Below are 25,979 nucleotides of genomic sequence, written 5' to 3' on the forward strand. Positions count from 1 at the left end.
CAATCAAAACTATTTTTATGAAAACACTTAAAAATGTTACAGGAGAGAATTTAGTTGTAGGTTCATTCTCAGAGGAATTAGCAAGCAACAAATTATCGTTTCAAGATTTTCAACAAAGGCTTGCGACTTTAGATTTCAATGATGCAGAAGCATTACAGAAAGAAACTGCTAGATGTAGTAATAGATGTAATGGTAATGATGTAGATGTTGAGTTAAAAACAATTCAAACATTAGAGCCCATGAATCCAAAAGTTGGAGATGTGGCACAGTCATTCAGATTGCAATTTAGAATTGAAAACTAATTGTTAATTATTCCTCCAAAGATGGTATTGTAATAATGATTCTTTGGAGGAATCTTTGTTTTTAAAGATGGTATATATAGTAGCAAAATGTGTCAGTTTTCAAGTTTTAGAGAAGGAAGTTATTGTCGAAAATAAGATAACTCTCAAAAGATGTGCTTTAAACTTTGAATCATACTCGATAATTAATGCTTTTAAAAAGGTAGATTTTACTTATGAAGAGTTTTGTAGTATCAATATCAGTACAATAGAAGAGAAGAAATCTTTTTGGAGTTTTTTACTTAACAATCAGATAATTGTTTTAAAGCACGAGTATAATGTAGAACCATTGATGCGTCTTTACAATCAAAATTATTTTGGTCTTCAAGCACAAGAATATAAAGAAGTAAGAAATAAAATATGCTTGTTAGGAATTCCCTATGCTATGGGAAACATTAATTCATTGAGTATAGAAAAAGCACCTTCTTATTTAAGAACAATTTCATCTCGATTTAATTTGGCACATTTAAATATAAATCTGTTGGGACAATTATTAGGGTTGGATAAGGAGTTATTAGAATCTAATAAAGAAACATTGATTGACAATACAATGGATATTGGAGATTTGTTTTATTATTTGACAGAGTCACCAAGTAATTATTTTTGCAAAATAGATAAGTTGATTAGTCATTTGGTAGAGAATAAAAATACCCCTTTTTCAATAGGTGGAGATCATTCGATAAGTTATCCGATTATCAAGGTAATTAGCGATAGTAATGATATAGGAGTAATTCATTTTGATGCACATTCAGATACTTATTTTAGTGAAATTGATGAGTTCTATGGAGATATTACGGTAAATCATCATGGTAACTTTTTAACGAAGGTATTAGAACTTGACAGAGTAAAACAGGTAATTACACTTGGTCCCAGAGGTTTGAAAGGTTGTCAACTAACAGGAGAATTAAATAAGAAACACGTACTTTTTACTTCTTTTCAGATTCAACAGAGCAATGATTGGTTAAGTGCTATTGATACTGATTTGTCTTATTATCTAACTTTTGATGTTGACGTATTTGATCCTAATTTATTAGCAGGTGTTTCTGATCCAATTAGCAATGGACTTTCCTTTAATAAGGTTATATACATGCTTGATATCTTATTTAAAAGATTAAATATAGTAGGTATAGATCTTGTTGAAGTTGATCCACAAAGAGATCAAACAGGTGTAACAGGAGATATAGTATTACAACTAATAGTACACCTACTAACTAGAACAGTAAATAACAAATACAAAAATTAAGATGGACAAAAATATATCAGAATTTAAGTTGCCTTATAGTTATTACGAGTGGGTTATAGGTGCACGTTCATACTTTATGGAGACTGATTTTAAAAGTAATCCCACATTAATGCAATACTTCTATCAGATTGATCAGAATTTAAATAAAATTTCTTTTACTGTAGAAAGTCATGAGAACTTTGCAAGAGAGGTTAAGTATTTTCAAAGTTGGGCAAGTTTTGATCAAAAATATGTAGAGCTATTAGATACAATGGATGTAGTATATGATCAAAATAGTAAAGAGCTGTTAGATAATAAGCAATCGACAATCTATTGTACATATCATGTCGGTTCTTATCGAATACTTAATATGCACTTAATTTCAAAACAAATACCTTTTGTCTTAATTACAGATAAGCAATATATTGAAAAACAAGGTGATGAAACCTACCTGGATATAGAAAAACTAAATAATCAAATAAATAAAGGAGTTTTCAATTTTGATTTTCAAATCATAAATGCAGAGAACAGAAATTCAATTTTGCAGATTAGAGACTATATAAAAAGAGGATATTCTTTAGTTTTTTATATCGATGGAAATTCAGGTGTACCACTTCGCGATAATAAGAATTTAGAAGAGGTTGTATTTTTAGATAGGATTATACTGGCAAGAAAAGGAATAGCCTATATTTCTTCTCGTTTTGAATTGCCAATTATTCCAGTTGTTGCTCCAAGAGAGGACTGGGGAAAAATAAAGTTGATATTTAAAGCGCCAATTTTACAAGTAGATCAAGATTCTACATCTTACATAAAACAGACAACTAAAAAACTGTTTTTGATCTTGGAGCATTATATCAAGAGGTCTCCTTCGCAGTGGGAAGGATGGCTATATTTAGAAAAGTTTTTACCTCAAGAAGCAATAGAAAACAAAGATTTAAAACCAAGAGAGAATTCTTTGTCATTTAATTTTCAGCGTTACCATATTTTAAAATTCAATTCGGTTAATGTACTATTTGATAAATTAACCTTAGTAAGTATTGAAATGTCAAAAGAGCTCTTCACATTATTAACCTATATTCAAAACAACAAAATAAAAATCATGGATAGTTATTGTATTGATAATATTACGTATCAACAAAAAGCAATCGATGACCTATTAGAAAACCAAATCATACTAAAGTAAACCAATTATGAAATTTAAAATCTATATGAGAAGTCTTTTTTTACTTTTTTTCTCATCAATTACAGGATGTACAAAGGCTAATGTACCACAAGAGTGGCCTACAACGTTAAAAATGAAAGATATCGGTGTTGTACAAACCCATTTCGATTTTTCATTTAATAAACAAGAGAATACTTTTTTTGCTGAGAGCCCAAAAGGAAGTGATAAACTTATTTTAGGGGGAATGAAAGCAGGTGTGGCTCGTTTGTTTAATAAAAAGTTAGAGGGAGGGAGTTTAATAAAGATTCAAAAGGGAGAGATTAAGGGGGACTCTTTAAAAGGAGTTATGACCACAATGTTTGGTAATTTCTATTTTAGAGCTATTAAAACAAATGATAGGATAGAAGGGAAGTTACTCAATGGAAAAAAAGAAACAGTTGGTTTATTTAATTCAGATTTGAATCTAAAGATTAAAAAGAAAGATTATAAAGCAATTTGGAAGGATATAGAAAAAATAACTCAAGATAAGATATATAATAGATCTGTTTTAGATTCCAAGAAATGGCAGACTTTTAAAAAACAGATGGACAATTCTTGTGAGAAATTCAGAGATGATTTAGAATTTTTAATGGGGTTTTATTATTTCAGCAATGATTTAGGTTTTTCACACTACAGTGCTTTTATTGCGTGGGAAGATTGGGATAAATATATAAAATCTCAAACTACAGATTTTCCACATAAATTCTTAGATAGTGATACGTATTATGTGAAAATAGGCTCTTTTTCAGGAACTTCAGAAGATATGAATAAGGTTTTAGATCAAGTAGCTCAAAAGCAGTTTAAAAACCTTGTAATTGATTTAAGAGATAATTCCGGAGGAAGTATTGAGGCAGGAATGACTTTCGCAGAACGACTTGTGAAACAGGATATAGTAGGAGGGGTGTTTCTTACAAGAAAATACTACAATACAAAAAAAAGTTTACCAACAAAGCAAGAACTGAATCGATATGATGTTTTTAGCAAAGCAAACTATGAGTTGCTCTTAAAGGGAATTTCAGAAAAAGAAGGCATCGTTTTAAAGGTTGAAGCTAAAAATACAATACCTTATCAAAAACTCTATTTTTTGGTCAATGAAAAAACAGCAAGTACTTGTGAGCCTATTTTACAAGGTTTTAAAGAAAATAAAATGGCTTTAATAATTGGTGAGAAATCAGCTGGTAAGATGCTAAATGCAGAGGAATTTAAAATCAGAGATGGTTATACACTTTTTTTACCCACTGCAATGTATGTAACAAGTCAAGGAAAAGTACTTGATCAAATAGGTGTTGAACCTAATATTTTGGTGAAAGAAGAGCTTTCAGAAGATATCATACTAAAGTATATTAAAAATTAGGTAAAAACACGTATTGTTTTGGTATTTAGCTATTTGTAGGTTTGGATATCCCAAAATGCCAATACTATGAAAGCCAAATTCTCACTTATTGTACAATATTTCTTTGTATTACTTTTTGTTTATGCAGCTATAAGCAAACTCATCACTTTTGAAGCGTTTCAAGTTCAACTGACTCAGTCCCCACTATTAAGCGCTTACGCTACTACAATAGCTTATTTGGTTATTATTGTTGAACTTGTTATCGCTTTGTTCCTAACATTAAAACAGACTAAGACTTTAGGATTGTATCTTAGTTACGGATTAATGGTAGCTTTTACTATTTATATCTATTTGATATTAAACTACAGCGACTTTATTCCTTGCTCTTGTGGAGGCATACTTGAAAAGATGGGATGGACAGAGCATCTATGGTTTAATATCATCGTATGTATTTTGGGATTATTAGCCATCTACTTTCAAGAAAATGATAAAGAGAATAATAAAACAAACAAAAATCGTTTTATTATATCTTCTATATTACTAACTATACTAAGCATAGGTATCGTTATTCTACTGTTTCTCTCTTCAGAACACATCATAAAAAAAGAAAATCCATTTATCAGAAAATTTGCTTCCTATGCACTCAACTATGTAAATGAATACGATTTGGAATTAAATTCATATTATCTGATTGGACTACAAAATGATAGTATTTATCTTGGAAATAGTACAGCACCTCTTTTTTTAGGCAGTTTATCTACGAACTTAGATACATTAGTTTCTAGTTCATTACAATTAGAGGGTAATGAAAAAACTTATTATAAAACAAGATTGCATATAATAGATTCTCTAGTTTACTTAACAGATGGAGTAGTCCCTTTCATTTATAAAGGTAGATTAAAATCGAAAAAACTAGAGAGACAATCTTCAAAGTATTACTTTTCTTTATCTCAACCTATAGCCAAGAATAGTATAATTATTAGGGCCAGAAGTAAATCAAAAGGGGTAGATGTTTTAGGGCTTATTGATCTTGAAAAATCGAGTATTGATCTAAACGATAGTTTACTTACTAAACAAATAGATGGAGTTTTTGATACCGATGGTACTTTATTATACAATCAGGAATTGAATAGAGTTATATACACTTATTTTTATAGAAATGAATATTTGGTTATTAAGCCAACATTAACCTTAGAATATGCTGGGAAAACAATAGATACCATTAGTAAAGCTCAAATAACAATTTCCTCTTTGCAACAAGAAAAACAGATGCTAACCCCTCCACTTACAACAAATATGGGAACAGCTACATTTGGTAACTATTTATTAATTAATTCAAATTTAAAAGGGAAGAATGAGGCTAAAATTAATTGGAGAAATACTTCTGTGATTGATGTTTATGATTTGAGGGATTCTAGCTACCAGTTTAGTTTTGTAATTCCAAATAGAAAAAATAACAAACTAGTTGAATTCATATTTAACGATCAGTATTTATTTGTTGTTTTTGACACCTATATTAGAAAGTATGAATTAAATCTTGATCGATTTAAATAATATTCCATGGCCAAGGACAGGGGGAAAGACTGAAAAACCTGTAAGAATAGAGTAGGTCATTAATCAAATTTATTTATTATGAAACCAACCATTAAAAATGTAGTAATGCCAGTAGCAGCATTTGCTATTGCAATTGTAGGTGCTTTTGCAAGTAATATTGATACAAAAGCTGATCCTAACGATAGAGATGGATATAGAGAAATAAATAATATTTGTACAAATACAAATATTACTTGTTCTCTAACTGAAAATGTACAAATGTGTAAGGACGGAACTCATGATCTATATTTATGGGAATCTGATACACAATGTGTGTTACCGTTATTCAAAAAAGTAGCTAATTAATAATAAAAGCGTTGGAGAAATCCAACGCTATTTTTTTAAGTTTTTCTCAAAAAAGGACATTATTCTATTTGATAGGTCTTTTTGATGTTCTGGTATAGTTAGAATATGTCCTTCATTGGGATAAATTAGTAAAGTATGTTGTTTGTCTAAATTTCTCATAGCGAGATGAAAAGCAATGCTTTGTTGTTTATTGACTGAATAATCATTTTCTCCAGTCCAGGATAATACGTTGGAATTGATGTTGTTGACAAAGAAAATAGGAGAGTTGTTGAGATAACCTAAGTAGTTATCTTGAGCGCTGGTGCCCATTCTCATTTGATAGTTTAAATACCTCCAAGTTTGATTAGTATAAGTATTGTTGTTATCTAAAGTAAGAGAAGCAAATATGATATCAAAGTTAGCTGCACCAGATACAATAGCATGGAATATATTTGTTTGTGTGGCTATAAAATTAACTTGATAGCCACCAAAGGAATGACCAATTAGACCAAGGTTATTAAAGTCAATGTAGTCCTTTACTTCTAATGCTTTTATAGCAGAGATTACACAGTCAAAAGCTGATTGACCAACATTACCAATTTCATAGGTTACATCAGGAAAAAAGACAAAGTATCCATTAGAAGTATAATTAATGGAGTTAAACCCATTAGGATTATACAGAGTGGGTATGTGATAAGCTTGGTATTCAAAGTTTACTTGTTTTTCATAGACATGAGTTATCATAGGATACTTTTTATCTTTATTAAAAACAGTAGGGTACAGTAAGAGACCTTTTAGGCTATCACCTTGAGAGTTGGTATAGTAAATAATTTCTTTTCTAGGATAAGTAAAGTCTTTTTGAAAAGTATTGGTTTGTAGTAATCTATTATTGTGCTTTTTATTTTTAAGATAGATCTCAGGAGCAAGATTACTGTCTTGTATCCTATAGAGTACGCTATTAGAACTAATCTTTTTAAAATCAACTAGCTTATGTGGTGTTTCAAGTATTTTTGTAAGCTGATTATTTTTATAGGTAAAGAGTGAGTGGTAAAAGTCTTTATTGATACCTGTAAAATAGAATCCTTGTTTTATATCAATTGTAGGCTGATATGTCAAATAGAAGTTATTACTATATTTTAGATGATTAGCAAATTGTTTGATTGTCAAAGTATAATTTTGATGTTTTCTAGAAACAACTTTCTGAATTTTACTTGTTTTAGGATTATATAACCAGTAAAACTGATTTCCTGTTAACAAGAGTGTGTTGTCTGTAGTCCATATAGCATAATCTAGTAATAAGCTATTATCAGGTTTGTATTGGTTTGCTGCAGTGAAGGAATCAAATTTGTTAATAGGGATTTTAGTTGTTGCTTGAGTTTCTGTATTATAGATATACCAATTGTCTTGCCAGTAATAAGACAGGTATTGATTATTTGGAGATAAATTCAGATTTTTACTTAAGTTATTTATTGGAAAACGATTGACAAGTAAGTGTTTTGTTTGATTTTCTATATCCAGTATATATATATCGCTACTACCTAATCTACTGTATTTACTATCAAATTGATTTTGATAGTACTGTAAGGCAAAATTAGAGTTATTAAGAATTATTGTTTGTATGGAACTAGGTTGACTTAGAATATTAATATGTTCTTGTTTTAAATGGTAGCTTGATAGTATGGGAATGTTTTCAGGGTTCAATATCTTTTTTCTTGGGTATTCTATGGTATCGTTAGCATGCCAGACTTGAACCTGGTTTGTTTGCACAGATTTGTTTGTTTTCTTTTGAATTGTAAATAACAGAGAATTACTTTGTTCATTAAATTGAAGTGATTTGTAATTCAAATGGTCAACAATGAAGTATTGTTCAAATTCTTTGAAGGATTTTAAATCGATTGTACTATTAGTCAACTTTTGTAAATCTAAGATATGAATCCTATGAGACTTTAAAGTCCCATAAGATTCATTGTCTTCTTCTAAAAATGCTAGCATCGAATTTTGACTATTCATAGTTAGTCTTTTTCGTTTTAATCCACCTGCTTGACAAATAGTTTTAATCGCTAATTTATCCTTTATCATTTGTGCTATTTGTATACTATTATCAGATGTTATCCATATTAGTATATTTTTTTGTGCACTTACAAACAACTCTTCTAAGGATGCAGTTAGACTTACTTGATTACTACTTCTATTAAATAGAGAAATTGTTTTCTTTGCTTGATTGGTAGTAACTATGAACTGGTCATCAAAAATAAATTTAGCATCTTCTCCTTGCAAAATTTGCACTTTTCGATCCTCTAGATTTGTATAATAGGTTTGAGCGTTGTCATTTTGAATTAAAGCAAATTTTTGTTGTGCATCAAACGCTATTAGTTGACTGTTTCTAAAGGCTTGGATTTTATTATCATCTGTGTTTTTAATAAAAAGGGTATCTGTTATATTGGGGTAATTGATGTTCCAATAAAACCATTTTTCATTAGAGGAGATATCATAATTTAAAAGATTGCTCCAAAGCCTATAATCAGTTATTTGAATTTGTTTAGGCTCTTGTGAATAAGCAAGTATTGAAAATGTAAAAACCAGTATTAGAAGTGGATTAATAGCCTTCATTTTGAGGTAATAGATTAGGGTTAATACTTATTTCTTTTAAGGGGATAGGGAAAAGTTTATTATTAGTTTTCCAGTTATGTTTGTTTTTACTTAATATGGCATCTACTTGATTTGTTCTTATTAGGTCAAACCATCTGTGTCCTTGTTCAGAGAAGAACTCTAGTTGCTTTTCTTTAAAAATTGCTTCTTGAATATCAGTTTGATTAGTTAAAGTGATTTTTTGTGTATCAGACTTTAAATGAACGGTGTTCAAGTCTTGTAAAGCAAGATCTAGTGTTTGATTGCTTTTAGCATAAGCTTCAGCTCGAATTAAATAGAGTTCTTCAAGTCTTAAAACAATGGTATACTCTTTAGAGGTAGTAGTGTTTCCTTTAGCTCTATATTTGTAGGGAATTTTGAAATTGCCAATGTCTTTTGTCCAAAGTTTCAACCTTTGATCACTGGAAGAAAAGCTGTTAATTAAATTTTCTGATATTAAGTAGGTTACTGGTGGTGTTTCCAAAATAAAAGACATCGCCTCTAGTGTATTATTTCCCGTATTACCTGATTGTAATTGCCAGATTGTTGAGCTACTTTCTTTTAAAAAGAGCTTGTCTATTGTTTCTAGTTGATACAAGGAGTTTGCATTAATGACCTTTGTAGCCCAAGAGATAGCTTCTGTCCAATTTTGCTGAAATAAGTAAACTCTAGCCAGTAGTGCTTGAGCACTAGACTTATTGATGCGTGTTTTTAATTGGGTAGGATAGGTTTCAAAGAGCAATTGCTCAGCTTGCAATAAATCTTGAGTTAATAGTCTGTATACTTGCTCTTGGTTAGTTCGTGAAACTTTATTATTGAGGGTATAATCTGTAGTTGTTATATAGGGAATATCTCCAAAAAGATTGGTCAAATTAAAATGTAAAAATGCTCTTAAGGTTAAGGCTTCTGCATATACTTGATTTTTATAACTATTTTCAAGTTTTGAAGACTTTTCAATTCCTTCAATAAAGGAGTTTATAGAGTAAAGTATACTATAGTTTCTAGACCAAATAGAGTAGAAAATGTTTGTATTGGCAGTTATATTGTAGTTAAATAGATTCGAGTAATCATTTACCGAACTACTGTTATAAGTTAGATCATCCGCATATATTGAACAGATTTGAGTGGCACTTAATGAATTTCCTCCCATTAAACTATATTCTCTTATTTGTGAATAAATAAAATTTAAAGCACTTGTTGCAGTTTGTTGATCTTCAAATACAACGGGTCTTGTTAATTGATTTTTAGGTAAATCAATTTCAGTATAATCTTGGCAGTTAGATAGTAATGCAAGAATAATTATACTTATAGCTATATTGATTAAATGTTTCATAATTCTTAAAAATTTAGTTCAGCTCCAATTGTGAAGGTTCTTGTTGGAGGCAAAAAATTAAAGTTGGATGTTTCAGGATCAATTCCTTTAAAGGGGGAGATAGTTAATAGATTGTATCCTTGAAAATAGATTTTCCCCTGCATGTTATTATTTAGAATTTTAGGAATCATATATGAAAATTCAAGGCTCTTGAGTTTAATAAAACTTGAGTTTTGAGCCAAATAGTCACTTTCAATAAAGTAATCATAATAGGCTTCAGTAAGTTTGGAGTCTCGACCAGAGGTGTATTTTTGAAAATCATTAGATGGAGATTGATCAAAGTTGTTTTTCATCATTTTCGGTTGATTAATCATATCCCCAGCAACACCATTTGTTAGATTATATAAGATTGAGGTTTGCTTGCTAAAGGTGAATAAGAAACTTAAAGACCAGTTTTTGTAGCTTATATTATTGGTAATTCCACCATAGTATTTTGGATTTAAATCAATAAGTGATTCTCTATCATCTGTATAGGTTAGTTTTCCATCCTCATTAAAATCTTTGAACTTATATTGACCTGTAACTGGATCAACTCCTTGATAGTGATACATTTTTTGTATTTGAGTAGATTTACCAATCACATATTGGTTTGCATAAGGAGAAGATTCTAAGTTTGGAAATTTTAAGAGTTTGTTTTGTTCAAAAGAGACATTAAAAGAACTTGACCATTTCCAATCTTTTGTATCTATAATCTTACCAATAAGGTCTATTTCGAGTCCTGTGTTTTGAACCTTCGCATCTAGATTTGCTTGAATTGTATTAAAACCTGTTGTTGCAGCCAAAGGCAAACCAACTAACTGATTTGATGAAGTGTTTTTATACCAAGCGGTGTTTAGAACTATTTTATCATTAAAAAAGTTTAGATCTAATGCAACTTCAAACTTTCTATTGATCTCCCAGCCAAAGCTTGGATTGTATAATCTACTGGGTTGTATGGCTACACTACCATCGTAATAGGCTAAACTATTAGAGTTTACTGAGTAGGTATCTAGATATTGATAATCTCCAATTTGATCACTACCAGTTGTTCCATAACTAGCTCTTATTTTAGCAAAGTTTATAATATCTGAAGCCTTAATATTTTGATTGTTAATCAGAATCCAAGCAGCCCCAATTGCTCCAAAATTTGCAAAACGATTATTATCTCCAAAACGACTTGAACCATCTCTTCGGGCAGTTAAGTTAATGAAACCTTGATTTTTAAATTGATAATTTATTCTTGAAAAGAAAGCTTGATATCTGTATTGATTTAATAAATGAGAGTTTACTCTTATACTATTAGCTGCCCCTATACTTTCAATTAGACTATTACTAATAAAATTGCTGGCAGTTAGATTTAGTATATCTGTGTTTTGCTGTTGAAAACTACCTCCTAATAGTACCTGTATATTGTGAATACCCCAGCCTTTGTTCCAAGAAATTTGTGGCTCTGTAATTAGTGTATTTGTATTACCTTGGTTTAGATATAATGAAGAATTAGTACTTGTTCTACCATATTTAGGATTATATATGGTTGAGGGTAATGTATTGATTTCATAGTTATTGTAATTTATGTAACCAATATTAATTTTTGCAGTAATACTTGGAGATAATTGATAGCTTAGGTCACCACCAATTGTAAAGCTTTGAGTTTTATTTTTGTATATGCTATTGGTTCTTGCTAATGGATTTTCCCAAGTACCATCTTCCCAATTAAGAGTACCATCAGCATTGTATAATTTAGGAGCATTAGGACTAAGTGAATATGCTTGTTTAGTTAAATCAATAGAGGGAAGTTTATTATCATTTTTTGAATAAGAAGTTGAAAATAATAATTTAAATCGTTCATCTTTTGATGTATGATTCATAGAGGAAAAAAAGCTTAGTTGCTTATAAAGAGTATTAGCTTTAAAAACAGAAGATTCTTGTTTTGTTGTCGTACTGATTAAGAATCGGGTGTTTGCATTTCCACCAGTTACCTTTAGGTGTACCCGATTAAAATGAGCTGTTTCACCAAGTAGCTCCTTTCTCCAATTTGTATATCTATTTTTATCCCAAACGCCATTTACATCATATGCATCTACTGGATAGTCTAGTATATTATCATTAGTAAATGCTGTTTCTCGCATAGATAAATACTCTTGTGTATTCATCATTTTCATCCGATTAATTGTGTGTCCTACACCTGTAGAACTATTAAGTGTAAAATGTGTACCTCTTTCCTTGTTTTGTCTAGTTGTTATCAGGACTACTCCATTAGCTCCTCGAGAGCCATAAATAGAAGTAGCATCAGCATCTTTAAGTATTTCTATACTTTCAATATCTTCTAAATTAATATTGTTTAGCGGTGAAATTCCCCCTTGAGGAATAGATCCTCCTGAGATTATTGAGCTACTCATATTATCTGAGGGTATAGGTATCCCATCTATTATGTATAATGGATTATTTGCAGAAGATCTAAGACTATTATTTCCTCTTATCTTTATTGAGTAGCCACTACCAGGTACACCAGATTTTTGAGAAACTTGTACTCCCGTTACTCTACCTTGTAAAGTTCCTATAAAGTCTTTAACAGGTGTTTTCTCAATATCTGTTTGCTTAATTTTAGCAATACTACCTGTACGCTCACGATCTTTAACGGTATAATATCCAGCATTAACCACTATCTCGTCAAGTGTATTATTATCTTCACTAAGGGTAATATTAAGAACATTACCACCTACAAAAACAATAGACTGATCTTTATAGCCTATCATTGAAAAGGTTATCTTATCACCAGAGGTAATATAGGTGGTGTATTTTCCATCTAAATCAGTTGTAACTACTGTAGTTCCAACTGTCACTATAACACCCCCAAGAGCACCAAAGGAATCTTTTACCGTTCCTGAGAGTTTTATAGTTGGTTTTTGTTTTGTATCTTGTAACAAGTCAGATACACTAAAAGATAAATGTTTATCATTTGATACGGCATAGATTGGACTGCTAAATAAACTAACCAAAAAGATTAGCGGTATAGCCTTCCTAGAACCAAAAAAGGTTAAAAATTGAGTTTTCATAATATTTATAATTGATTTTGATATAAATGCTTTTAAATCATTAAGATTCTTATTGCCGTGTACTTAAATAAGCCTATATCAAAAGGTTAGTTAATGGGTAATATTTAATTCATACATATTTTATAAAACTATCTCCAAGCTCTAAAGCACGTCTCCCAAGATGCAAACCAGAGCAAGGAGATAGTCATGGACTTTTAGCACGACCTAAAATCCCTTTAAGCCATACTGTTTTTGTTTGTTTAAATGCCTACTAAGGACTAAGCCTATAATTAACCACCTAGGCTAAAGCCCTATAGCAAGCGGTTTTTCTCCATAATTAATAGTTTTAAAGGGTGATTAATAAATAGCACAGTAGGAGAGACTTATTTCATAGCTTTTTTCCTTACTAACTAATCTTTATTGCCTTTTAGCCGAATGGATGAACGAGCTATATTTATGTGTGATAAAGGCAATAGTTATCCTGTACGCATCTAAAAACTGTTTTTAGACCTAGCGTAAAATGTGTTATAACTCTAACTAAATAGGTAAAAGGGTAGCCATCTAACATTAAAGAGTTAATGTCAAATCAATCTACATCGATAAGATTTAGTTAAACTAAAGTTTAATCATAGGCTAAATGTGAGTTTAGTTACTACTTGTTTGTTGTTTAATAAAATGTAATAATTGAAAAAATCTCGAATAGAACATTCGATAAGTCCATTAAGGATAGATAAGGTATTGTAAGCATTCATTAATACAACGAACACTAAACAAATCCACCTTTGTTTTAAACCTCTATATACCTAATTGGGAGACGGTATTGATTAGAAGTCTGTAGTATTTTGAAGCAAAGTAAAACATATACATTTCAATGGATTACAATGCTTTAATTCTCTTGGATAGTTCAGTACCTTGTATTGAACTATCTCAATTTGTCACCTTTTACTAAAATAAACACCTGCTTGACAGCTTTCTCTTTGGAAAGTCTTAAGAAAGTTTTTACTTTTAGAGTGCGAATCTTTTAAAGAAAAAAACAATCTTAACACAAACATTTAATGTTTTTAAGTTAAGGCCTAGTACAATGAATTAAGAAATAATTTTCTTTTTTCCATTGTCGCTTTTTGTATGAGAACAATTCAAATTTCAAACTATCATCCAATCACAATTCTTTTTCTTCTAAGAATCGCATTAGCGAAGTATTAAAATCAAAAATCGCTCACATAAATTATATGAACGATGTTTTTACAGTATGATAATCAAACCTTGTATAAAAGCAAGGAGCGGCTCACACTTTTAAGCCGAGGAATCCTACTCCCTTTGCCATTAAAAGTATACGTGAGAACCGCCCCAGTGCAGTTACAAAAGTATGAAACTTTTTTGCATGGAGCGACATCACGATTCTCTTGCTGGCACTTGTAGGATTTTCGGCACAAGAAAACATCGTTAAACCTTTTGTTTAAAGGTTATGTCAATAGAATAATCAAACATACAAATAATATTTGTATGTGGCAATAAAACCACAAAAAATATGATAAGAACATTTGAAAATGATTATAAAGCATTAGGTATTAAAATAAAAAAAAGAAGAATTGAATTAAACATTAAGCAAGAAGAGCTAGCAGAAATGACTATTCCAAAAGTTGACCGCTCTAAAATTAGTGATCTTGAAAATGGAAAAGAAGATTTTTATTTTTCAACGATATTGCGTATTTGTAAAGCACTCGATATCGAATTTATTGATTTAATGAATAAATATTAGAAATTTAATTGTATTTTTTGATATTAATAAAGTATAATTATTTTTTAGCATTCAAATTTTGAAAAAAAGTATGAAAGTAAATCCGAAAGTTTATAAAATAGATAAAAATCATCGTCAGCTTGTTAATTATAAGGATACCGAGAGCCTGTGTATAGGATTGATAAAAAGTTCTATGTTTAGATATAATGTAGGTTTTAAATTAGAAGAAAATGATTATATTGTTAATACAGAAGATGATTTATGGTTTTTCTTATATGTGTTTAAAACAGAAGATGAGCATTCTAAGTGGAAGGATTTTTTACCAAAAAATTTTATAAGTCAAACGGATTTTAAAGAGGCTAAAATATCTTTATTACTATTTATTGAATTTCAAGAACAATTATACTGTATAATAGGCGGAAGTTCATTTAGAATAATTCAACCATATTTAGTAGATAATTTTGGTATTGAAATATACTCAAGGATTTTGAATCCAGAGGATGATGAATTGTTGTCAATAAGAACGAGAAGTATAACAGGGAAGATAGCTGCGACTTCAAATTATTATAAAAATAATTTTAAGTTAATAGATCATATCAAATTTGGAACCTTGCCAACGGAAATAAGTTTAAAATTAAGTGACCAAAATGACTATTTTGGTTTTCTTAATGAAGAAAAAGCAAATTCTAAAGTTCAAATTGAGGTTTCTAATTCGTTGAAATTTAGAAAAATAATAACTTTCGAACAATTGAAGCGAATTGTTAAAGAAGTAAAATATATAGAGGAGTTAGAAAAAAGTAACTATTTGTCTACATATGAAAAGGTTGTTGATAGTAATTATATAGAGACTACACTTAAAGAATCTCTGATTAAAAGAATATATAAAGATAGGGTAGATACTTATAAATCGACTATTAGTCCATTAGATAAATTTTATTTCGAATTTTGTCATTCAAGTAAATTAGAACAGTTTTATGAAGCAGATTATTTCGAATTACTTGAAAAAGCTGAAGATAAAAAACAACACTGCTTCAAGACTCTCAATGATCGAGGTAGGATATATTATGAAGTTATAGTTAGAGCAATTGATAAATTTTCAGAAAATATTACATATGATCAATTTAAATTCTTTCTGTTAGGTGTGCGGGTTAGGAGCTATAAAAATGATAATAAGAAATATTTAACCTCTGATATGTTTATTCATCATTTTAATACTGAGCTAGAAATAGATGATAACCCCTTTTTTTTGTTAGATAACAATTGGTATTTCTTACAAGACTCTTTTTTAAAGGACCTAAATAGTAATTGTGAAAGAATTTTAAAAAATTATAAAGCCCCCAATTCTTTAATAACTAAGAAATGGGATTTAGCAGTCAATAATACTGAAAAAAAATATAATTTACTTTATAAAGATTTAGAAGGATATCTTGTATTTGATACAATTGCAATAGAAGGAATAGAGTTATGTGATATTTTAAAATATGATAATCAAAACGTGTATTTAATACATGTTAAAAGAGGATTTGATTCATCAATGAGAGAATTGTATAATCAATTGATTCTATCTGCTAGAAGAGTGGAAGAAGCTAGATCAAGTAAAGATAAAGAATATTTAAAAAGATGCTATAAAGCATTAGAAAAGAAAAATCATAACGATGAAATGATGACGTTTGAAGAATTTGTGTCATTATTTGATAAGAATATAAAATATGTGATGGCATTTTCTAATAATTCTTCTAATGAACGAATTGAAGATAATCTAAAAAAGATAAAATCAAGTATAGCAAAATTTTCAGTGATTCAATCTTCAAGTGAGATGAGAGCGAATTATTTTGAACTACTATTCACTCAGATTAACCATTTTTAATTATATATGTATTTTTTAATTTTGTTGTTATCTGATTACTACGATAAAAAATACATATTGATAGAGCTTGGCAGATTTATCTTGCCAAGCTTTATTCTTTTGTAATGTTAGCTAACAAATTTAATTAACCCATTGAATTATAATATTAAATAATTATATATCAATAAGTTGAATTTTAATCATAGGTTAAATATAATTTTAGTTTATTTAATAAAATTCATTTTTAGAGTGTTTAATTTTTTTAAAACAGGAGGATAGGTGAAATCAAACTCAATAAATTGCCCTGCTTTATTTACTTCTTTGGCAAATACTAAAAATTCGTCTAAAAATTCATAAGGTTGCTCTAGTTTATCTTTAAAAGTATCCGACTCAAGATATTTTATAAACTCGTCGTGTGAACCAAGTAATTTTTGGGGAAGATCACTTGGTAATCCAAGTTTTAGTGAATCTCTATCTATTCCAAATAAATCTGGAGGAGTTGTCACACAATAGATTAAAAACTCCTTATACAGTTTTGGTATAATTTTATATAGTAGTTTACACTTGTTTTCTTCAATAATTTTTTGAGTAGGTTTCCATAAGTTAGGACCTTCTTGTTGCCAACCTTTAACAAAACATAGTCTATAACAATGCCAAAAATTTTTGTCTATGCTAATAATTGACTTTGAGTCATTTTCAAAGCAATAAATTAAATACTTTTCAATTTCATGTTTACTAAAGGGAATATTGAAATCAGAATGTGTGCCATGTTTATCATATAAATGTTTTACAAAATCAGTTTCAAAGTAATAGTACTCCTTATCTTCATAAAATATTGATCGAAAAAAAAGTTTAATTTCGCTCTCATCTTTATACCAAGACTTTTTTATAAGTTCGTTCTGGTAATTACTTATGTTAATATCTAAAAAATCGAAATCAATACTGTAATAATTTAAATATTCTGAAACAGATTTTAAATTAGCAATATAGAAAAGAATTCTAATGAAATTTTCATACTCTGTTTTGGATTTTATGTCTTTGTGAATCTGTATTTTATAGATGAATAAAAGTAATCCGCTTAATCTGTCTTGTATATAGGCTTTATCAACAATATTCTTTTTCTCTTGATATGATGCTTTCATAAAAACATTAAATTCGGCATTTGTAATTTCTGAATCGCTGATTTCATCTTCAAAATAACGATAGTAATTATGTCCGTATATTAATGAATTATGGTCTATATTATTTGTCCCAGTGCTAGGATTAAAAATTTTTTCACAAATTAGGCTTATAATGTTTAGATCTTCTTCACTAAAGATTTTCAATGCAGTAATATCCTCTTTTAATAATGAACTTTCAATCACTCTACCAAAGAAAGCAAAGGAATTGTCTTTTCCCTCTTTCTTTCGTAAGGTAAAATGTGTATACTTATAATTTCCTATAAATTTGTCATTGTTGACCTCAATATATGCTTCTTTATTAAAAAGTAACCTATATACATCATAGTATGAAAATTTTAAAAGTTTTATCAATATAAAATCTTCTAAGTAAATATCATCTTTCACTTTTTCGATACTGATTTTAAACTCGTTTAAAAATCTTTTTGCATTTCGTATGTTGTTTATGGATTTGAAAACATTTTCATCATTATATAGAATAAAGGTATCTATATATTTAAAAAAGACTTGTATCTCATGTTGTCTTTCAGGAATAATTTGTAATATTTTTTCTTTAATAAAATTATTAATTTGTCCCTGTGTAATTGGGGGTAAAGGAAATTCCTTCAAAAAAATTTTCTCATAATATTTATTTGAAAAGGGAATATTATATTTCTCCAGAGCTTCATTTAAATAGGCTTTATCATATCCAACAACATAATTAAATACATCAAATGAGGCTGTGTTTCGAATTAATTTCAAAACTTCAAAAACTTCATTTGGCTGCAATCGATCTAAATCATCAAAAAATACAATTACTTTTTTATCTAATTTATTTAATAGGTTATTAAGAGTATTAAAATCCTCAGATAAACTATTGTCTGGAATCACTTTAATAGCATTTAGTAATGTTTCTGTTACGGAGTTTTTATTTATAGATAAGACGTTATTGCCATATTTTTTTATTTCCTTTGAAATATCAAGACTATAAATGCTTATTTCTTTTTCAACAGTATTAAAAAAATCATTAATAATTGAATTGATAGAAATATTTAGCCAACTATTAAAGTGAACAATAATATACTTATTATCATCCTTGAAAGATTTTTCAACAAAGCCCATAAAAGAAGTTTTTCCATTTCCCCATTCTCCAACAATTCCTATGGCTAAAGAAGTTTTAGATTTGTTGCCTTTTATTAATCGTGATACTTGGATTGCTTTTTGTCTTCTATTTAAAATATCTTCATCAGGATTATTAATAGGGCTATCATCAAAGAAATCAGACTTTTCACTTTTTGAGTGTTTATTATGACCCCAAAATCCTAAAAGTAAAATTATAGGTATTATCACTAAAATAAAAAGCACATCGAAATACTTTATTTTTGGGAGATAATACATTTCTAATAACGAACTTTCATAGTTAAGGCGTATATAGGCACAAGTAATTAATAAAAAAAAGGAGTAGACTATATAACTATTCTTTAAATAAAATCTGATTTTTAATTTTGAATATATCCAAAAAAATGAAAGAAGAATAACAGTAAATACTATAATATCTGAGATTTTGGATTGATTGAAATGTACTAAAATAGTATCAACTATATATTTCTGATAATTTGGAATAAAAAAGTTCCAAAAAAATATTAGAATTAACGTTATAAGGAATAGATTTTTATATTGATTAAAGTATTTCATAATTTGATTTTTACAAATTTAGTAAGAAAATATTGACTTTTTTTAAGATTTTAACCTCTGTTTTGTAAATGTTTGTGGTATTGTGTTACTTGTATTATGTTGATATTTAGTTTTTATATAATAAAGAATACCTGCCCATTGGCAGAGCTTGGCAGATTTATTCTACCAAGCTCTGCACATTTGTAATGTTAGCTAACAAGTTTAATTAACCTATTAAATTCTAACATTATGAATATAGATCGCACAGAGTTCCTTTTATGGATGGAGCGTATTATGACGCGCTTCGATCACCTATCTGAACATATAAAAGACCTCCCTATAAAAACTCAAACTGTAGACGGAGAAGAGCTTTTAGACAGTCAAGATGTAATGGCACTTTTTAAAATAAGCCCTCGTTCCTTACAACGTTACCGCTCAGACGGTAAACTCCCTTATTATACAATTAGTGGTAAACTCTACTACAAACGTTCTGATGTCAATCAGTTTATCAGAGAATGTTTTAAACATCCTGTACGCAAGAAGTAAATAGTAGCTAAAAGCCAAGAGTAACCTTTAAAGCGTACTATTTACTAACCAGGCTCTCTTGGCTTTAGTTTTAAGTTTTTAATCATTTAAGACTATGTATTATGAGTACAGAAACCACAGAAAGACAAGTAGAGCATGATGTGCTTCTTGTCAATGACAAAACAAAGAATAAGATTCAAGTAGTAAAGGGATTAGATAAAGATGGTAAACTTGAAACAGTGCCAGCTACTAAAAAGAATCAAAATCAATTTTTAAAAGTTGATCGTAATGGGGATTTCTTTTCCAACTTCTTTTCTAATTTTTTCAGCCAACTTAAAAACCCAACTCAGTTTACTTTTTTTAGAGTTCCAGAGCTTTTGACCATTAAGATGGCTAATCAAATGCAGAAGGAACTTAATCAATCAGGACCTACTCACGAGCTGTTTTTAAAGCACCAAATAACAGAAGTAGGTAAGGAACCAAAGAAAGAAAACGAAGTAGCTGAACCAACAAAAGAAGAGGGGCAGTACAATTCCAATAAGTTTGATATTAAGGACGTTGATTGGGATTCACTATCAAGACTTGGCCTATCAAAAGAAAAACTTCAAGAAATGGATTTATTAGAACCGCTCTTGCAAGGTTATAAAACAAAGGATTTAGTGGCTGTAAATCTTGACTTAGGTTCAGCTGTGTTTTCTTTGGATGCTAGACTCTCACTACAGAAAAACGAAGAAGGCAAGGTAGTTATGGCTCTTGAAGGAGTAAAGAAATACCCTAATTTAAACGTACCTCTTTATGGACATGAGTTTTCCAAACAAGACAAGCACAATCTTTTAAAAACAGGAAATATGGGTAGGGTAGTGGATCTTGTCCATCCAACAACTAAGGAGAAGATACCATCGGTAGTGAGCGTTGATAGACTAACTAATAACCTTGTAGTAACAAGAGTTGAAAAAATGCAACTACCACAAGAGGTAAAAGGGATTGTCTTAAGTGAAGAGCAGCTTCAAACTTTAAAAGATGGTAAACCGCTACTTGTAGAGGGCATGACCTCTGCCAAGGGAAATCTTTTTAATGCAGAAATTCAGTTTAATGCTGCTAAGGGGCATATTGAGTTTTTGTTTGACAATACCAATAAACAAAGTCAGAATCAAACACAAAACCAATCTCAGATATCTGATGATTTAAAAACCTTTAGAGGTAAAGAACTCACTAAAAAACAGCAAAGCGATTTATTGGAAGGTAAGCCAATTTACATTAAGGATTTGATTGATAAACGAGGTAATCCTTATCAAGGGTATGTGACATATAACAAAGAAACCAAGCAGGCGGATTTCTCATTTCAAAATCCAAATAAACAAGAACAATCAAAGGCGCAATCACAAGCAGAAAAACAAGCGGATGAGCCAAAGAAAAGCAAAGGACGTAAAATGTAAAGCTAAAGACTATGATTGTAATTCTTGCAGAAAAACCAAGTGTGGCTAGGGAGATAGCTATGCTTGTTGGAGCTAAAGCAAAAAAAGATGGCTTTATCGAAGGAAATGGATACTGTGTTACTTGGGCTATTGGTCACTTAGTATCACTAGCTATGCCAGAGGATTATGGGTTTCAAGGTTTTAAAAGAGAAGCTTTGCCAATCTTACCAAGATCTTATTTGTTGCTTCCAAGAAAGATCAAAAAAGCAAACAAATACACTCCTGATCCAGGAGCTTTAAAACAGCTTAAAATTATTGATAAACTGTTTAAAGCATGCTCTGAGATTATTGTAGCCACTGATGCAGGTAGGGAAGGAGAACTTATCGCAAGATATATTTTTCAATACCTAAACTGTAATAAACCTTTTAAAAGACTTTGGATTAGTTCACTAACTGAAAAAGCTATTAAAGAAGGCTTACAAAATCTTAGAGAAGGAAGCGAATTCGATGGACTTTTTAGAGCAGGTCACAGTAGAAGTAGAGCAGATTGGCTTGTTGGTATAAACGCTTCTCAAGCACTTACTGTTTCAATGAATGATTCGGTGTATTCTCTCGGTAGAGTACAAACACCAACCCTCAGTCTTATCTGTAAACGGTATTTAGAGAATACTTTTTTTAAGAAGCAACTGTACTATCAAATAGAACTTATTCATCAAAAAGACGGTATACTATTTAAATCGCTCTCAACTGATAAATGGGAAGATAAACAAAAAGCAGAACAAGCTTTAAAACTCTTTGACAAACAAAGTGAGGTTAAAATACAAAAAGTAGAAACCAAAACAATAAGAGAAGAGTCCCCATTTCTTTTTGATTTAACCTCACTTCAAAAAAGAGCCAATGAACTCTTTGGGTTCTCAGCAGATGAGACTCTCAGCATTGCTCAGAGCCTGTACGAAAAGAAGTTTATCACGTATCCAAGAACTTCGAGTAAATACATTCCAGAGGATTTATGGGCTGAGGTTCCTAACTTATTAAAGGTTCTTTCAGATGATAGTAGATATAGTAACCTGCTTCTAAAACTAAAGATGGCAAGGCTTAATAAGAAGATAGTAAATGATGTAAAGGTTACAGATCACCATGGACTATTAACCACAGATAGACTTCCTTCAGCGATTAACGCTAAAGAAGAGAGCATTTATCATTTGATTGCTCAAAGAGTATGGGAAACAGTATTTGAACCTTGTGTAAAAAAGCAAACAGAGGTAACCTTAAGTAGTTTGTATTATGAGTTTAGTTTTAAGTCTTCTTCAATAATAGAACTTGGATGGAGAGAGGTAAGAAAAGAACTTTCTACTACTGATGAGGTAGTAATAGATTTACCTGATTTACAACAAGGCGAGAATCTAAAAATTAAAGAATCAATTGCTCTTGAAAAATCAACAAGACCAAAAGCTTTATATACAGAGAGTTCACTTTTATCAGCTATGGAAAACGCATCTAAAGAAGTAGAAGATAAATCACTTCAGAGTATTATTAAAGAAGTTGGAATCGGAACAGCAGCTACAAGGGCTTCTATTATCGAAACGCTTTTAAAAAGAGACTACATCATAAGAAAAGCTAAGTCGCTTGTTCCAACAGAAAAAGGACTCAAAGTATATGAAATAGTCAAGGATAAAATTATCTCAGATGTACTATTAACCGCTAAGTGGGAATCTGCTTTTAAAGAAATTGAAGAGAATAAAACCAATATGGAAGATTTCCATAGGCAAATTGAGGCTTATACTACGGAGATAACAGCAGAGCTTTTAGCTACTAAACCAATCACTGAAACAGATCATCTATCTTGTCCTAAGTGTAAAGGGCATACACTTCAACTAAGAGAAAAGGTAGTGAAATGTTTAGAACCTGACTGTAATTGGATACTATTTAGGGAGGTATGTGGAGTAAAACTAACTATTGATGATATCACTGACCTAATACAACAAAGCAAAACCAAACTCCTAAAAGGATTGACAAGTAAAGCAGGGAAAAAGTTTGATGCTTACCTTATCTTAAAAGAAGATTGTACTACTGGGTTTGAGTTTAAAAACAAGTAACTAAAATTAAATAAAGCAAAAGGAGTTATCTAAAAATCAGGTAACTCCTTTTGTTATATATCTATTAGTTTTTATGCTTTTTAGCATGTTTTTTCTGTTGCCCTGAAGCATAAGGTTTAGCTGACTTTGATCCTGTTACTTTTTTCATTTGTCCAGGAGGCATATCGTTATTTCCATGTGATTTTACATGTAAAGAACAAGAAGCTAAAAGTAAAGTCGTTAAGGCTAAGACACCTAATTGTTTAATTCTTTTCATATTTTTTGTATTACTGCTTAGTAAGATAATAAGCATAGACTTAGCTATACTTACTTTAGTTGACTAAGTAATGAAGAAACAAAAGTAAATAAATTTTAAATCCATCTGTTTAAAACTAATAAAGTAAAACAAGAAGTTATCTGATTCAGATAACTTCTTGTTTTAAAAATTAATTGAAAAACAATCAATTAGTTATTTCTAAATACATGACCATTTTCATAAGTATAATCACTCATAAAAAGATCTCTAGCAAAGCTTTCATAATCAAAGTATGATTTTACAAAATCAGATAAATCGTAACACTCATCAATGATTTGATAAGCGAAATCTTCTTCACTGTTATAATATCCTTGATAATCATCTTCAAATGATTCAAATAACGAATCTATATCATCAGATTCAATATCATGATTACCTATGCTTACCCAAGCTGAAAAAGCTTCTAAAGTATTATACTGCAAATCTGATACTTTTTCAATGATTGAAAAGATGTTTTCTGAAAGGTTACTTTCTGATATTAACTCAGATGGAATATTTTCCCAGTCTTGAAACATAAATTCAGGATCTGTTTCATCAGCGTGTAGCTCTGAGCAGAATTCATAAAATTCTTCTATAGAGCTAAAGTTACTTAGCTCAATCCAATCTCCTTTAATTGAACCATTGTTATACTTAGCATAAGTACCAACATAAACTTTTGAGTGCATTAAATTTTCCATGATAAATAGTATTATGACCTTAGGGTCTGGTTAATTTCATGGCACTTATGTTTTGGTTTTTAGCTAAGAGCATGTTTTACAAGATAAATACGCTCATAGAATGAGGAAGATTTATTGTGGTAATCCAGAGGACTTGAACTTGCAAGAGCTAAAAAGCTAAAAAACTTTGCCTATTGAAATAACAGTGCCTAAGGAGGGTATTGACTAATCCTGTCTAAATTTTAATACTTCTTATGTTTGTAGTTAATTTTAAATTTAAAATAATGAATAAAGGATTATTGTTTCATGAGTACAAGGAGTGTTATGTTAAAGCTAGATCAAGAAACACTGTATTAACTGATTTAGAAATAAAGAATAAAACACTCTATTTTAAAGGAGGTGGAATCATAGGTGGAATTTCAGGCATTCTGATAGTAATACTTTTATTTCCAAGGGATTTATGGTCTTTTCAACTTTTAATATTTGTTATTAGTTTATTTTCTTCAGTTTATATTTCTCTCTGTATGTTTGATATACTCAAAGCAATTAAAGTATTTCGAGATAGTAAAATGGAAAATTTGAAGAATATCCTAAAAGGAGATTGGAGAACCCAAAGTATGAAGAAAGATGAACAAGTTAACTTTAAGAATAATTTAATTGCAAAAGAGATTTTACAAAAAGATAATGAAGGTAAAAACATTGTTATACTTGAAGCTGATTTAAAACACCTGCTATCTCTTGTTGATAGAAAAAAAACTAATTTTAAAGATACTATTAGCTCAAATAGTAAAATTATAGTTTTTTTCATGGGAGGTATTTGGACTTTGTACATAAAAGAGGTAAGTAGTAATACTTCGTTGTTAAATGTAGTTTTCTTAGGTCTTACTCTTTTTGTAGCGGTGTATTTCTTTAAATGGTATATTAATAGAATAGTTTTAGATGAGACACGAGAATGTTTAGTTATTTGTGATGAGCTGACTGAAATTAAGAACGATATTATAAGAAACGAGAACTAAATTAAAATGAAGGCGTCATAAGACGCCTTCATCTGCAAAAGAGTAATAACTCTCAGGTGTTATTATCAAATGATCTAAAAGAGCAATATCAAGTATTTGACTTGCTTGTTTAATTTTAGCAGTGATGTGCTTATCAGCATCACTTGGTTGTAATTTTCCAGAAGGATGATTATGTACTAAGATAAAAGCTGTGCTTTTAGATTTTAAAAGAGCAGCAAATATCAATCTAAGATCAACGACTGTTCCAGTTATACCACCAGATGATATCTCAAGTACACCAAGTACTCTATTATTATTTGAAAGCATAAGTACTTTAAATTGTTCTAATAGTTCAATCTTATTTTCATCCCATGCTTTTAAAGCTATTTCAAAAGCGGAGTAAGAAGATTCAATTCTAGGTCTTTGTGATGCTTTAACTTTAGACTTGTAGATTAATTCTATCTCTGATGCCACTAACCAATTGCTGTTTAAAACTGTAGATTCCATAATATTATATTTTTAAATTAATTATGGAGCAGCTACAGGTAATGCTTAAGCAAGCTCAAAAAGCAACGCAATAAAGTGAAGACAAGGTC

Annotated in this window: 19 protein-coding genes; 12 read left to right on the forward strand and 7 right to left on the reverse strand. The window is 29.8% G+C overall.

Going from position 1 to position 25,979, the window contains the following annotated elements:
• The first annotated feature begins 17 nt into the window (after positions 1 to 17).
• From ACMHJ2_RS10635 to ACMHJ2_RS10660, 6 genes are all read left to right on the forward strand, one after another.
• On the forward strand, positions 18 to 302 hold the full coding sequence (locus tag ACMHJ2_RS10635; RefSeq protein ID WP_258204525.1) for a hypothetical protein: 285 nt from the start codon (positions 18 to 20) through the stop codon (positions 300 to 302).
• 67 nt (positions 303 to 369) lie between these two features.
• A complete protein-coding gene (locus ACMHJ2_RS10640; RefSeq protein WP_413512851.1) occupies positions 370 to 1,581 on the forward strand; it encodes an arginase family protein in 1,212 nt (403 codons plus the stop codon).
• A gap of 1 nt (position 1,582) precedes the next feature.
• Positions 1,583 to 2,743, forward strand: a complete 1,161-nt coding sequence (locus ACMHJ2_RS10645) for a hypothetical protein (protein WP_413512852.1) — start codon at positions 1,583 to 1,585, stop codon at positions 2,741 to 2,743.
• Between the two features lie 7 nt (positions 2,744 to 2,750).
• Positions 2,751 to 4,115 carry a S41 family peptidase gene (locus tag ACMHJ2_RS10650; RefSeq protein WP_413512853.1) on the forward strand — a complete coding sequence of 455 codons (1,365 nt, stop codon included), beginning with the start codon at positions 2,751 to 2,753 and terminating at the stop codon, positions 4,113 to 4,115.
• Between the two features lie 66 nt (positions 4,116 to 4,181).
• Positions 4,182 to 5,648 carry a DoxX family protein gene (locus tag ACMHJ2_RS10655; protein ID WP_413512854.1) on the forward strand — a complete coding sequence of 489 codons (1,467 nt, stop codon included), beginning with the start codon at positions 4,182 to 4,184 and terminating at the stop codon, positions 5,646 to 5,648.
• A 78-nt stretch (positions 5,649 to 5,726) separates the two neighbouring features.
• Entirely contained in the window at positions 5,727 to 5,993 is a 267-nt protein-coding gene (locus ACMHJ2_RS10660; RefSeq protein ID WP_036497217.1) for a DUF6520 family protein, read from the forward strand.
• Positions 5,994 to 6,020: 27 nt separating this feature from the next.
• Here the strand turns inward: ACMHJ2_RS10660 and ACMHJ2_RS10665 are convergent, their stop codons facing one another.
• Genes ACMHJ2_RS10665 through ACMHJ2_RS10675 form a run of 3 tightly spaced genes read right to left on the reverse strand, consistent with a single transcriptional unit; the run spans position 6,021 to position 13,007 of the window.
• Complete coding sequence (locus tag ACMHJ2_RS10665; protein ID WP_413512855.1) at positions 6,021 to 8,582, reverse strand: alpha/beta hydrolase family protein; 2,562 nt, start codon at positions 8,580 to 8,582, stop codon at positions 6,021 to 6,023.
• Positions 8,569 to 9,933: a RagB/SusD family nutrient uptake outer membrane protein gene (locus ACMHJ2_RS10670; RefSeq protein ID WP_413512856.1), complete on the reverse strand. Its 1,365-nt coding sequence runs from the start codon at positions 9,931 to 9,933 to the stop codon at positions 8,569 to 8,571. Before ACMHJ2_RS10670 ends, ACMHJ2_RS10665 begins: the two co-directional genes overlap by 14 nt.
• Before the next feature lie 5 nt (positions 9,934 to 9,938).
• Positions 9,939 to 13,007: a SusC/RagA family TonB-linked outer membrane protein gene (locus ACMHJ2_RS10675; RefSeq protein WP_413512857.1), complete on the reverse strand. Its 3,069-nt coding sequence runs from the start codon at positions 13,005 to 13,007 to the stop codon at positions 9,939 to 9,941.
• 1,507 nt (positions 13,008 to 14,514) lie between these two features.
• On the opposite strand from ACMHJ2_RS10675, the gene ACMHJ2_RS10680 reads away from it, so the two are divergent.
• Entirely contained in the window at positions 14,515 to 14,745 is a 231-nt protein-coding gene (locus tag ACMHJ2_RS10680) for a helix-turn-helix domain-containing protein (RefSeq protein ID WP_006266593.1), read from the forward strand.
• Between the two features lie 70 nt (positions 14,746 to 14,815).
• Positions 14,816 to 16,591 carry a DUF6119 family protein gene (locus ACMHJ2_RS10685; protein WP_006266594.1) on the forward strand — a complete coding sequence of 592 codons (1,776 nt, stop codon included), beginning with the start codon at positions 14,816 to 14,818 and terminating at the stop codon, positions 16,589 to 16,591.
• Positions 16,592 to 16,794: 203 nt separating this feature from the next.
• On the opposite strand, the gene ACMHJ2_RS10690 is transcribed toward ACMHJ2_RS10685, so the two are convergent.
• Positions 16,795 to 19,422: a P-loop NTPase fold protein gene (locus ACMHJ2_RS10690; protein ID WP_006266595.1), complete on the reverse strand. Its 2,628-nt coding sequence runs from the start codon at positions 19,420 to 19,422 to the stop codon at positions 16,795 to 16,797.
• A 228-nt stretch (positions 19,423 to 19,650) separates the two neighbouring features.
• On the opposite strand from ACMHJ2_RS10690, the gene ACMHJ2_RS10695 reads away from it, so the two are divergent.
• The 3 genes from ACMHJ2_RS10695 (at position 19,651) to ACMHJ2_RS10705 (ending at position 23,437) form a co-directional block, all read left to right on the forward strand.
• Entirely contained in the window at positions 19,651 to 19,947 is a 297-nt protein-coding gene (locus ACMHJ2_RS10695) for a helix-turn-helix domain-containing protein (protein ID WP_006266596.1), read from the forward strand.
• A gap of 101 nt (positions 19,948 to 20,048) precedes the next feature.
• Complete coding sequence (locus ACMHJ2_RS10700) at positions 20,049 to 21,362, forward strand: DUF3945 domain-containing protein (protein WP_413512858.1); 1,314 nt, start codon at positions 20,049 to 20,051, stop codon at positions 21,360 to 21,362.
• Positions 21,363 to 21,373: 11 nt separating this feature from the next.
• Entirely contained in the window at positions 21,374 to 23,437 is a 2,064-nt protein-coding gene (locus ACMHJ2_RS10705) for a DNA topoisomerase (protein WP_413512859.1), read from the forward strand.
• A gap of 64 nt (positions 23,438 to 23,501) precedes the next feature.
• Here ACMHJ2_RS10705 and ACMHJ2_RS10710 read toward each other — a convergent pair whose 3' ends face one another.
• A complete protein-coding gene (locus ACMHJ2_RS10710) occupies positions 23,502 to 23,693 on the reverse strand; it encodes a hypothetical protein (protein WP_036497254.1) in 192 nt (63 codons plus the stop codon).
• 188 nt (positions 23,694 to 23,881) lie between these two features.
• Positions 23,882 to 24,409 (reverse strand): antirestriction protein ArdA, encoded by a 528-nt coding sequence (locus ACMHJ2_RS10715; protein WP_006266600.1) that lies wholly within the window; start codon positions 24,407 to 24,409, stop codon positions 23,882 to 23,884.
• Between the two features lie 263 nt (positions 24,410 to 24,672).
• Between ACMHJ2_RS10715 and ACMHJ2_RS10720 the strand changes: the two genes are divergently transcribed.
• Positions 24,673 to 25,404, forward strand: a complete 732-nt coding sequence (locus tag ACMHJ2_RS10720; RefSeq protein WP_198283863.1) for a hypothetical protein — start codon at positions 24,673 to 24,675, stop codon at positions 25,402 to 25,404.
• A 15-nt stretch (positions 25,405 to 25,419) separates the two neighbouring features.
• On the opposite strand, the gene ACMHJ2_RS10725 is transcribed toward ACMHJ2_RS10720, so the two are convergent.
• Positions 25,420 to 25,890 carry a JAB domain-containing protein gene (locus ACMHJ2_RS10725; protein WP_006266602.1) on the reverse strand — a complete coding sequence of 157 codons (471 nt, stop codon included), beginning with the start codon at positions 25,888 to 25,890 and terminating at the stop codon, positions 25,420 to 25,422.
• Between the last annotated feature and the right edge of the window lie 89 nt (positions 25,891 to 25,979).

The sequence above is a fragment of the Myroides odoratus genome (genome assembly GCF_965118575.1).
Lineage (GTDB): Bacteria > Bacteroidota > Bacteroidia > Flavobacteriales > Flavobacteriaceae > Flavobacterium > Flavobacterium odoratum_B.

What these genes read in the sequence shown, in the direction of transcription:
- ACMHJ2_RS10635 (WP_258204525.1), top strand. Translation starts at nt 18, where the DNA reads ATGAAAACACTTAAAAATGTTACAGGAGAGAATTTAGTTGTAGGTTCA.
- ACMHJ2_RS10640 (WP_413512851.1), top strand. Translation starts at nt 370, where the DNA reads ATGGTATATATAGTAGCAAAATGTGTCAGTTTTCAAGTTTTAGAGAAG.
- ACMHJ2_RS10645 (WP_413512852.1), top strand. Translation starts at nt 1,583, where the DNA reads ATGGACAAAAATATATCAGAATTTAAGTTGCCTTATAGTTATTACGAG.
- ACMHJ2_RS10650 (WP_413512853.1), top strand. Translation starts at nt 2,751, where the DNA reads ATGAAATTTAAAATCTATATGAGAAGTCTTTTTTTACTTTTTTTCTCA.
- ACMHJ2_RS10655 (WP_413512854.1), top strand. Translation starts at nt 4,182, where the DNA reads ATGAAAGCCAAATTCTCACTTATTGTACAATATTTCTTTGTATTACTT.
- ACMHJ2_RS10660 (WP_036497217.1), top strand. Translation starts at nt 5,727, where the DNA reads ATGAAACCAACCATTAAAAATGTAGTAATGCCAGTAGCAGCATTTGCT.
- ACMHJ2_RS10665 (WP_413512855.1), bottom strand. Translation starts at nt 8,582, where the DNA reads ATGAAGGCTATTAATCCACTTCTAATACTGGTTTTTACATTTTCAATA.
- ACMHJ2_RS10670 (WP_413512856.1), bottom strand. Translation starts at nt 9,933, where the DNA reads ATGAAACATTTAATCAATATAGCTATAAGTATAATTATTCTTGCATTA.
- ACMHJ2_RS10675 (WP_413512857.1), bottom strand. Translation starts at nt 13,007, where the DNA reads ATGAAAACTCAATTTTTAACCTTTTTTGGTTCTAGGAAGGCTATACCG.
- ACMHJ2_RS10680 (WP_006266593.1), top strand. Translation starts at nt 14,515, where the DNA reads ATGATAAGAACATTTGAAAATGATTATAAAGCATTAGGTATTAAAATA.
- ACMHJ2_RS10685 (WP_006266594.1), top strand. Translation starts at nt 14,816, where the DNA reads ATGAAAGTAAATCCGAAAGTTTATAAAATAGATAAAAATCATCGTCAG.
- ACMHJ2_RS10690 (WP_006266595.1), bottom strand. Translation starts at nt 19,422, where the DNA reads ATGAAATACTTTAATCAATATAAAAATCTATTCCTTATAACGTTAATT.
- ACMHJ2_RS10695 (WP_006266596.1), top strand. Translation starts at nt 19,651, where the DNA reads ATGAATATAGATCGCACAGAGTTCCTTTTATGGATGGAGCGTATTATG.
- ACMHJ2_RS10700 (WP_413512858.1), top strand. Translation starts at nt 20,049, where the DNA reads ATGAGTACAGAAACCACAGAAAGACAAGTAGAGCATGATGTGCTTCTT.
- ACMHJ2_RS10705 (WP_413512859.1), top strand. Translation starts at nt 21,374, where the DNA reads ATGATTGTAATTCTTGCAGAAAAACCAAGTGTGGCTAGGGAGATAGCT.
- ACMHJ2_RS10710 (WP_036497254.1), bottom strand. Translation starts at nt 23,693, where the DNA reads ATGAAAAGAATTAAACAATTAGGTGTCTTAGCCTTAACGACTTTACTT.
- ACMHJ2_RS10715 (WP_006266600.1), bottom strand. Translation starts at nt 24,409, where the DNA reads ATGGAAAATTTAATGCACTCAAAAGTTTATGTTGGTACTTATGCTAAG.
- ACMHJ2_RS10720 (WP_198283863.1), top strand. Translation starts at nt 24,673, where the DNA reads ATGAATAAAGGATTATTGTTTCATGAGTACAAGGAGTGTTATGTTAAA.
- ACMHJ2_RS10725 (WP_006266602.1), bottom strand. Translation starts at nt 25,890, where the DNA reads ATGGAATCTACAGTTTTAAACAGCAATTGGTTAGTGGCATCAGAGATA.